Source organism: Kitasatospora sp. NPDC056327 (assembly GCF_042261735.1).
GTDB lineage: Bacteria > Actinomycetota > Actinomycetes > Streptomycetales > Streptomycetaceae > Kitasatospora.
In genome coordinates, this window is record NZ_JBHJRC010000502.1 from 1 (window position 1) to 2,786 (window position 2,786).

2 protein-coding genes are annotated in these 2,786 nt (G+C 72.4%); both read right to left on the minus strand.

Annotated features, from left to right (window positions below):
* Positions 1-62 precede the first annotated feature (62 nt).
* A complete protein-coding gene (metK, locus tag ACFCX4_RS35735) occupies positions 63-1,271 on the minus strand; it encodes a methionine adenosyltransferase (RefSeq protein WP_376151560.1) in 1,209 nt (402 codons plus the stop codon).
* Positions 1,272-1,423: 152 nt separating this feature from the next.
* On the minus strand, positions 1,424-2,659 hold the full coding sequence (gene coaBC / locus ACFCX4_RS35740) for a bifunctional phosphopantothenoylcysteine decarboxylase/phosphopantothenate--cysteine ligase CoaBC (protein WP_376151562.1): 1,236 nt from the start codon (positions 2,657-2,659) through the stop codon (positions 1,424-1,426).
* Positions 2,660-2,786: the final 127 nt, after the last annotated feature.

Below are 2,786 nucleotides of genomic sequence, written 5' to 3' on the forward strand. Positions count from 1 at the left end.
GGCCACCACCTGCCGTCAAACGGTCAATCCGGCCGATCGGTCCTCGGCCCCACCGCCGGGGTTCAGTCCTGGACGGCCTTCTTCAGCTGCTCGACGCGGTCGGTCCGCTCCCAGGTGAAGTCCGGCAGCTCACGGCCGAAGTGGCCGTACGCGGCGGTCTGCGAGTAGATCGGGCGCAGCAGGTCCAGGTCGCGGATGATCGCGGCCGGACGCAGGTCGAAGACCTCGGTGACGGCCTTCTGGATGGTGAGGACCGGCACGGTCTCGGTGCCGAAGGTCTCCACGAAGAGGCCGACCGGCTCGGCCTTGCCGATCGCGTACGCGACCTGCACCTCGGCGCGGCGGGCGAGGCCGGCGGCGACGATGTTCTTCGCCACCCAGCGCATCGCGTACGCGGCCGAGCGGTCCACCTTGGACGGGTCCTTGCCGGAGAAGGCACCGCCGCCGTGGCGGGCCATGCCGCCGTAGGTGTCGATGATGATCTTGCGGCCGGTGAGGCCGGCGTCGCCCATCGGGCCGCCGATCTCGAAGCGGCCGGTCGGGTTGACCAGCAGGCGGTAGCCCTCGGTGACGAGCTTGATGCCCTGCTCGGCCAGCGCCTTGAGCTCCGGCTCCACGACGAACTCGCGGATGTCCGGGGTCAGCAGCGACTCCAGGTCGATGTCACTGGCGTGCTGGGTGGAGACGACCACGGTGTCGAGGCGGACGGCCTTGTCGCCGTCGTACTCGATGGTGACCTGGGTCTTGCCGTCGGGGCGCAGGTACGGGATGGTGCCGTTCTTGCGGACCTCGGTCAGCCGGCGGGAGAGCCGGTGGGCCAGGGTGATCGGCAGCGGCATGAGCTCGGGCGTCTCGTCGGACGCGTAGCCGAACATCAGGCCCTGGTCGCCGGCGCCCTGCCGGTCCAGGTCGTCCTCGTCGCCCTCGACCCGGGCCTCGTACGCGGTGTCGACACCCTGCGCGATGTCGGGCGACTGGGCACCGATCGAGACCGAGACGCCGCAGGACGCGCCGTCGAAGCCCTTCTTGGAGCTGTCGTAGCCGATCTCCAGGATCTTGTCCCGGACGAGCTGGGCGATCGGCGCGTACGCCTTGGTGGTCACCTCGCCGGCCACGTGCACCTGGCCGGTGGTGATGAGCGTCTCCACCGCGACCCGGGAGGCCGGGTCCTCGCGGAGGAGAGCGTCAAGGATGGTGTCGCTGATCTGGTCAGCGATCTTGTCGGGGTGTCCCTCGGTCACGGACTCCGAGGTGAACAGGCGGCGAGACACAGCGCTCCCTGGGGTTGCAGCGGCTGCTGACTGAAAGACCCCGGACGGATCCGGGGGCTTCCGGAAAGACTTGATTCCTGGAGTGTAACGGTCAGCTACCGACGAACGTCACGCGATTCCGCAATTGGAGACCGCCCGCCCACCCGTCGAGATCACCCGGCGGACGGATCTAGCCGTTCCGCGACCAGGTCCCAGACGACGTCCGCGAGGACCTCCTTGGGGCCCACCGGAACGGGCGTCTCACTGCCGTCGGCACCCAGCACCACGGCCTCGTTGACGTCCTGGCCGAAGGCCTTGCCGTCGCCGACCTCGTTGACGACCAGCAGGTCGCAGCCCTTGCGGGCGAGCTTGGCGCGGCCGTTGGCGAGCACGTCGTCGGTCTCCGCCGCGAATCCCACGACGAGTTGGCCCGAACGGGTGCGGCGGGCCGAGAGCTCCGCCAGCACGTCGGGGTTGCGCACCAGCCCGACCGGCGCCGGCTCGACGCCGTCGACCTTCTTGATCTTGCCGGCGGCGTAGACCGCGGGCCGGAAGTCCGCCACCGCCGCGGCCATGACCACGGCGTCCGCGTCCCGGGCCGCCCCGAGCGCGGCCTCCCGGAGCTCCAGCGCGGTCGCCACCCGGACCACGTCGACCCCCGCCGGATCGGGCAGTCCGGCATTGGCCGAGATCAACGTCACACGCGCCCCACGCGCCGCGGCGGTGGCGGCCAGCGCGTACCCCTGTTTGCCGGACGAGCGGTTGCCGAGGTACCGGACGGGGTCCAGCGGCTCCCGGGTGCCGCCCGCGGAGACCACCACGTGCCGGCCCGCGAGGTCGGAACGCACGCCGCCGTACCGCAGCACCGCGCGGCAGGCGTCGAAGATCGCGGACGGCTCGGGCAGCCGGCCCTTGCCGGTGTCCTTCCCGGTGAGCCGGCCGCTGGCGGGCTCCAGCACGATCACGCCCCGGCGGCGCAGCGTCGCGACGTTCTCCCGGGTGGCCGGGTGCTCCCACATCTCGGTGTGCATCGCGGGCGCCATCACGACCGGGCAGCGCGCGGTGAGCAGGGTGTTGGTGAGCAGGTCGTCGGCGAGCCCGTGGGCCGCCCGGGCCATCAGGTCGGCGGTGGCCGGGGCGACCACCACCAGGTCGGCCTGCTGCCCGATCCGCACGTGCGGCACCTCGTGCACGTTCTCCCAGGTCGCGGTGGCGGCCGGGCGGCCGGAGAGCGCAGCCCAGGTGGCCTCGCCGACGAAGTGCAGCGCCGCGGCGGTGGGCACCACGGTGACGAGGTGGCCGGACTCCGTGAACCGCCGCAGCAGCTCGCACGCCTTGTACGCGGCGATGCCGCCGCTGACGCCGAGGACGACGCGCGGTGCGCCCCCCTGCTCGCTGCTGCCGCCCATGGTCCCCAGCTCTCCTCGGCCCGTCCTCGTCTGCCCGCCCACCCTACGGCCCGCCGGTGATCACCCGCACGGTGGCACCCCCGGCCGCCCGGGCACGGCGAAGGGCCCGCCGGAGCGAACTCCGGCG

What these genes read in the sequence shown, in the direction of transcription:
- coaBC (WP_376151562.1), bottom strand. Translation starts at nt 2,659, where the DNA reads ATGGGCGGCAGCAGCGAGCAGGGGGGCGCACCGCGCGTCGTCCTCGGC.